We start from the raw sequence: 6399 nt of genomic DNA, 5'->3' as shown, positions 1-6399 counted from the left end.
TTCGAATATATTCTGCACGGCATGAATCCGGAACGCATCTTGATCGCGGCGGAAGCGGTCGGGCTCGGCCAGCTGGCGCTGTCGCGCGCGGCGGCCTATGCGAAAACCCGCAATGTGTTCAATCGTCCGATCGGCCAAAACCAGGCGATCCAGCATCCACTCGCGAAGAACTGGATGGAACTGGAGGCGGCCTGGCTGATGACCCTGTCGGCGGGCTGGCAATACGACCAAGGCCTGCCCTGCGGTCCGGCGGCCAATGCCGCAAAATATCTCGCGGCCGAAGCCGGATTCCAGGCCTGCGAGTAGGCGGTGATGACCCATGGCGGCTTCGGCTACGCCAAGGAATATCATGTCGAGCGTTACCTGCGCGAATCCCTGATCCCGCGCATCGCCCCGATTAGCCCGCAGCTCATTCTCAGTTTTATTGCCGAGAAGGTGCTGGGCCTGCCGAAGTCGTATTGATGTTGGCTCCGTTCTCTCCTTCCGTCATTCCGGGGCGATGCGAAGCATCGAACCCGGAATCTCGAGATTCCGGGTTCGCATCTTCGATGCGCCCCGGAATGACGACAGGAGTCGTACTCACGTGAGCTTCATCACCGGCGTCGGCCTCACATCCTACGGCAAACATGAGGGCTCATCCTCGCTCGACCTCATGAGCAAGGCAGCAGAACTCGCCATATCAGATGCCGGCCTGAAACGCGCCGACATCGACGGCGTGCTCTGCGGCTACTCCACCGTGTCTCCGCACATCATGCTGGCAACCGTGTTTGCCGAGCATTTTGGCATTCGCCTGGCCTACGCGCATGCCGTGCAGGTCGGCGGCGCGACCGGGCTTGCCATGACGATGCTGGCGCATCATCTGGTCGAGGCCAAGGTGACAAGACATGTCCTGGTGGTTGGCGGCGAGAACCGGCTGACCGGGCAGAGCCGCGACGCCTCGATCCTGGCGCTGGCACAGGTCGGGCATCCCCAATACGAAGTGCCGCTGGGTCCGACCATCCCAGCCTATTACGGCCTCGTCGCCTCGCGATACATGCATGAATACGGTGTGACGCAGCAGGACCTCGCCGAATTCGCGGTGCTGATGCGCGCCCACGCCTGCACGCATCCCGGCGCGCAGTTCCATGAGCCGATCACGGTCGCCGACGTTATGGCTTCGAAACCGGTGGCGTTGCCGCTGAAATTGCTGGATTGCTGTCCCGTGTCGGACGGCGGCGCGGCTTTCATCGTCAGCTTTGAGCCGACCGGGCAGGCGCATGTGCGCGTGCGCGGCTGCGCCCAGGCGCATACGCATCAGCATGTCACGGCGATGCCTGCTTTGAGCGAACTCGGCGCCGAGATCGCGATTGCACGTGCCAGACAAGCCGCCGGCGTCGCGATATCGGATGTGCGCTACGCCGCGGTTTACGACAGTTTCACCATTACGCTCGCCATGCTGCTGGAGGACCTTGGCCTCGCCGGGCGCGGCGAGGCGGCGGCGCGGGTACGAGCGGGGCATTTCAATCGCGACGGCGCGATGCCGCTCAACACCCATGGCGGCTTGCTGAGTTACGGCCATTGCGGCGTCGGCGGCGCGATGGCGCATCTGGTCGAAACGCATCTGCAGATGACCGGGCGCGCCGGAAATCGCCAGGTGCGCGACGCCTCGATGGCGCTGCTGCACGGCGATGGCGGCGTGCTGTCGTCGCATGTCAGCATGTTCCTGGAGCGGGTGCGATGACCGAAGCCAGGCTCGCCGACTGGACCACCGGCGCGGAAGCGATCGTCTATCAGTCCTGCGCGGCTTGCGGCACAAAACAATATTTCCGCCGCAGTTTTTGTTGCGCCTGTGGCGCGCCGGACCCTGAACAAAGGCGCGCCAGCGGTGAGGGCACGGTCTACGCCACTTCGCTGGTCTGCCGTGCCGCGACCCCGGAGACGCGCGCGCATATCCCCTACAACATCATCCTGGTCGACGCTTCCGAGGGCTTTCGCATGATGGCCCATGGCGACAACGATCTTGCGATCGGCGATCGCGTGATTGCGCGGTTCACATCATTCGCCGGCCGCCTCGTTCCCTATTTCGAAAAGGCAAAATCATGAGCCGTCTCAGGGCAGCCCTCGATCCGCGTTCGGTCGCCATCATCGGCGCCTCGGAAAACCCCAACAAGGTCGGCGGCAGACCGGTGCACTACTTCGACAAGTTCGGCTTCAAGGGCAGGATTTTTCCGATCAATCCGTCGCGCTCCGAAGTGCAGGGTTACAAATGCTTCAAGAGCCTCGACGACCTGCCGGAGGCGCCCGAAATGGTGATCGTCGCGGTCGCCGGCGACAACGCCATCGGCGCCGTGGAGGACTGCGCCGCGCACGGCGTCAAGATCGCCGTCGTGATGGCGTCGGGTTTCGGCGAGGTCGACGCGGTCGCCGGCAAGGCGAAGGAACGCCGCATGGTGGAAGCCGCGCACAAGGCCGGCATGCGCATCGTCGGGCCGAATTCGCAAGGCCTGGCCAATTTCGGCACCGGCGCGATCGCCAGCTTCTCCACCATGTTCATGGATATGGAGCGGTCAGAGGGGCATGTCGCAATGCTGAGCCAGAGCGGCGCGCTGTCGACGGTGCCGGTCGGCTTCCTGCGCCAGCGCAACATCGGCGTCCGCCACACCCACGCGACCGGCAACGACGCCGACATTTCCGTCGGCGAACTGGCGGTCGCGGTCGCCGAGGATCCCGAAGTCAAGTTGCTGCTGCTCTATCTCGAAAGCATCCCGGAGAAGAAGTATCTCGAGGAACTCGCGGCCTTGGCGCTTGATCGCGATCTCCCCATCATCGCGCTAAAATCCGGGCGTTCCGAAGCGGGACGGCAGGCGGCGCAGTCGCATACCGGCGCGCTCGCCAATGAGGATCGCGTGGTCGATGCCTTCTTCGAGCATCACGGGATCTGGCGCGCGCCCGACATGCGCGGGCTGGTGGAGGCGACCGAACTTTATCTGAAGGGTTGGAAACCGCGGGGCAGGCGGCTGGTGGCGATCAGCAATTCCGGCGCGGTCTGCGTCTTGACCGCGGATGCCGCGACCGCCGTCGGCATGCCGATGGCAAAACTCGCCGCCGAGACCGACAAGAAGCTCAAAACCATCCTGCCGAGTTTCGCCACCACCACCAACCCGATCGATCTGACGGCGGCGCTATTGTCCAACGGCCGGCTGTTCGGCGACATCCTGCCGGTGCTTGCCGAAGACCCCGCGGCGGATGCGTTTCTGATCGGCATTCCCGTCGCCGGTCCCGGTTATGACGTCGACGCCTTTGCCCGCGACTCCGCCTCCTTCGGCAGGCAGACCGGCAAGCCGGTGGTGATATCGGCGACCCAACGCAGTGTCGCCGATCAGTTCGCATCCGAAGGGCTGTCGGTATTTCCAACCGAGACCGAGGCGGTCACTGCGCTGCATCAGTTCCTGGCGCATCGCGAGTTGATGGCGCGCACGCTGGCGCGCAAGGCGCAGCGGACGGAGACGAGCCCGCCGATGATTGCGTCCACCGCTACGACCATGCTGAACGAGGCCGACAGCCTCGCTTTGCTGGCGGCGCGCGGCATTGCCGTCGTGCCGTACCGGCTGTGCCGGTCGCGCGCCGAAGCCGTCGCTGCGTTCGAGACCATCGGCGGTCCGGTCGTGGTCAAGGGCTGCTCGGCCGATATCGCGCACAAGTCCGAACTCGGGCTGGTGAAACTTGGCGTCCGGACCCGCGAGGAGGCCGGCGAGGTCTGGGCGCAGATGGAGGACATCATCCGCAGGCATGGCGCGCGGTTCGACGGCGTCATCGTCGCGGCGATGGCGAGCGGCCGTCGCGAGATCATGATCGGGGCGCATCGCGATCCCGTCTTTGGGCCGGTGGTCGCGGTCGGCGACGGCGGCAAATATGTCGAGATTTTTCGCGACACCGCGCTGCTGCTGCCGCCATTCTCGATGGATGATGCCAAGGCGGCGCTCGGCAGCTTGCGGATCGCGCCGTTGTTGGCCGGCGTGCGCGGCGAGCCGCCGATGGATCTCGAGGCGCTCGGCGGCGCCGTGGTGAAGATCGGTGAGCTGATGCTCGACCCCGCGGCCAAAGTAATGAGCCTCGATCTCAACCCGGTGCTGCTCGACAGCGCCGGGAAAGGCTGCGTCGTGGTCGATGCCGTGGTGTTTTTGGGATAGGGGCTTGGTGTTGCGTTCCCCGGACGCTGCGCGGCGCGAAGCGGTGCGCAGCTGATCCGGGGTCCATGTTGATTGACTCGCGAGTGGGTCCCGGCTCTGCGGAGCAGCGCGAAGAGCGCTGCACCGCGTCCGGGACACGGGATTACCGCCAGTAAAACACAAAGCTGGCGATGACGAGCATGGCCGTCACCGCCAGCATTTGCGCGAGTGCTTCCGAGGCTGCCCTTTTGCTGGCTTCCTTCATGCCGATCTCCCTAGACTTGGGCACCACGATTTGGGCATGACTCATCGATGCGCGAGCGCGCGCTCCGACGGTCAGATTTTTACTCGGAACACCCCACGCCGAATATCCGCTGTTTTGAGTCCCCACTCGGCGAATATCGACTGTGCCAGCGTCGGACAGTAATACGGCGGCATTTTGGCTCCGCCGCAGCCGAATTTTGCGCGCGTAGGGGAGTTTTTGAAGCGCAAATTGCGTGTTGTCGCGTTCGCGCGCGTTGCACGTCGCCGTCTGAGCGAGGTCAGAGACTGTCTCGATCGCGTTGGGCGAGATCGACTACGCGTGCGGCGTGCAACCGTTCCATCTCGCTTAACTTAGTTTCGACCTCGTCCTGATGATCGATCCTGACGACGCTCGTCAGGTCGGCCATATCACGAAACAACGCAAAGGGATTCCCAATCGCCAGCAACGGCTTCTTCATTGCGATGAAAATGGATTTGAGCTCAAAGGGAACGCTCGGTCCCGACGACAAATCGACGATCACGAATTTCGACAATCCTGCCATCGTGATCACGGTCTCGGTCATGCTGAGGCTGTCCGGTCGGCCGAAATCGAACGTCATCGGCATGTAGCCGTGGTGCGCCAGGCGTTCGCCGATCGAATTGAGCCGTTCCAGCCCGCCGTTTTCGAATCCGCCCAGCATCAAAACGCCGCGGGTATTGAGAACATTTAGCGTGTCTCTCAACTTCCTGTGGCTACTCAGATAGTAAACGAATTGCGCGAGCTCAATGTCGTCCACCATCAGCGGAATCTTGCCATCGGCGACGATCGTCGAATAGAGATCGTAGGTCCGCTCGATCACCAGCTTGCTCTGCTTCATTCCCTCGCATGTCTTCAGGTCCCACGCGGCGATGCCGTAAACTACGGTTTCAGTGATTTCGCGGACGCAGAACGACGCGCCGACGAGATTGACACGGTTGAGGTTGCAGTTGACGAACGTGGCCCCGTCGAAACTCGCGCCGCTCAGGATGGTCTTGTTGAAACGGGTGTTGCGGAACGTCGCGTTGCTGAAGTCCGCGCGCGAAAAATCGCCCTCCTCGAATTTCGTATCATCGAACACCGCACCACGAAGATTCAGGCCCTCGGCGAAGGCACCGATGATCGTTTGCCCGGAGAGATCGGCGCCGCTGAAGTCGAGGCGGTTCTGGCCCTTGATCTGTCTGCCATCGCGACCGGGGCAGTCGTACCAAAATGGACGAGCCGGCAAAAAGCCGGGATTCTGATTCCGCCACTCGTTCCAGGTCTTTGCCGCACCGACGTGGTGGCCTTCCCCTTCCTCAGACGTCATCGACGATCATCCAGATTGCAGTGGCCATCGCCCTTTAGGGCTGCGCTAAAGAGGAAAAATAGCAATCTGCACGAGTCGAGGCAATCTTTAGCTTAACTCTTGCCCGGCGCGGCGCGGATCGCCGATAGGCGCGGCCGGTTGATCTCGCGCGGACAGCCATGCATAGTCACGGACGCGCTTTCCATCGTGCGCCCCTAACCAATGATCAGAAGCCGAAAAATTGAGGTGTGCCATGGCCCGTATAGACTATTGCGATACAACCAAATCGGACGAACGTACCCGCGAAATCCTGGGCAAGAACCGCAACGCCAACATCTTCCGGATGATGGCGCACTCGCCGAGTTACTTCGAGCAATATTGCCGGCTCGGCGGCGCGATCCGCCATCGTGGCGAACTGGATCCGGTGCTGCGGGAACTCGCCATCACGCGCACCGGAATCCTGTGCGAGGCGCCGTATGAAATCGCCGCCCACAAGCGGATCGGCAAGAATGTCGGCGTGACCGACGAGCAAAACGCAGCGCTCGAGGACTGGAAGTCCGCCACCTGCTTTGACGAGGTGCAGCGGGCGGCGCTCGCTTTCACCGATGAGATCGTTGGCCTTCGCCGTCCGACCGATGCGACCTTCAACGCCATTGCGGCAAAACTGACGCCCGCGGCCCTGA

At 62.9% G+C, this 6399-nt stretch carries 5 protein-coding genes and 1 pseudogene; 5 read left to right on the top strand and 1 reads right to left on the bottom strand.

Annotation, left to right across the window (positions count from 1 at the left end; all coding sequences use genetic code 11):
* From VK804_RS13270 to VK804_RS13255, 4 genes and pseudogenes are all read left to right on the top strand, one after another.
* Positions 1-462: pseudogene (locus VK804_RS13270) on the top strand (acyl-CoA dehydrogenase family protein); the annotation flags it as partial.
* A 121-nt stretch (positions 463-583) separates the two neighbouring features.
* Positions 584-1720, top strand: a complete 1137-nt coding sequence (locus tag VK804_RS13265) for a thiolase family protein (protein WP_325371276.1) — start codon at positions 584-586, stop codon at positions 1718-1720.
* Positions 1717-2082, top strand: a complete 366-nt coding sequence (locus tag VK804_RS13260; RefSeq protein WP_325371275.1) for a Zn-ribbon domain-containing OB-fold protein — start codon at positions 1717-1719, stop codon at positions 2080-2082. Before VK804_RS13265 ends, VK804_RS13260 begins: the two co-directional genes overlap by 4 nt.
* Entirely contained in the window at positions 2079-4169 is a 2091-nt protein-coding gene (locus VK804_RS13255; RefSeq protein WP_325371274.1) for an acetate--CoA ligase family protein, read from the top strand. The genes VK804_RS13260 and VK804_RS13255 overlap by 4 nt, the downstream gene beginning before the upstream one ends.
* Positions 4170-4690: 521 nt before the next feature.
* On the opposite strand, the gene VK804_RS13250 is transcribed toward VK804_RS13255, so the two are convergent.
* Positions 4691-5737, bottom strand: coding sequence for a pentapeptide repeat-containing protein (locus tag VK804_RS13250; RefSeq protein ID WP_325371273.1), 1047 nt, complete (start codon positions 5735-5737; stop codon positions 4691-4693).
* A gap of 232 nt (positions 5738-5969) precedes the next feature.
* Here VK804_RS13250 and VK804_RS13245 point away from each other — a divergent pair.
* Positions 5970-6399 (top strand): carboxymuconolactone decarboxylase family protein (locus tag VK804_RS13245; RefSeq protein WP_325371272.1); only part of this gene is annotated, 430 nt, incomplete at its 3' end.

It is taken from the genome of Bradyrhizobium sp. (genome assembly GCF_035484855.1).
Taxonomy (GTDB): domain Bacteria; phylum Pseudomonadota; class Alphaproteobacteria; order Rhizobiales; family Xanthobacteraceae; genus Bradyrhizobium.
The sequence above is the reverse complement of the archived record's forward strand: the minus strand, read 5'-3'. Positions and strand labels throughout refer to the sequence as shown.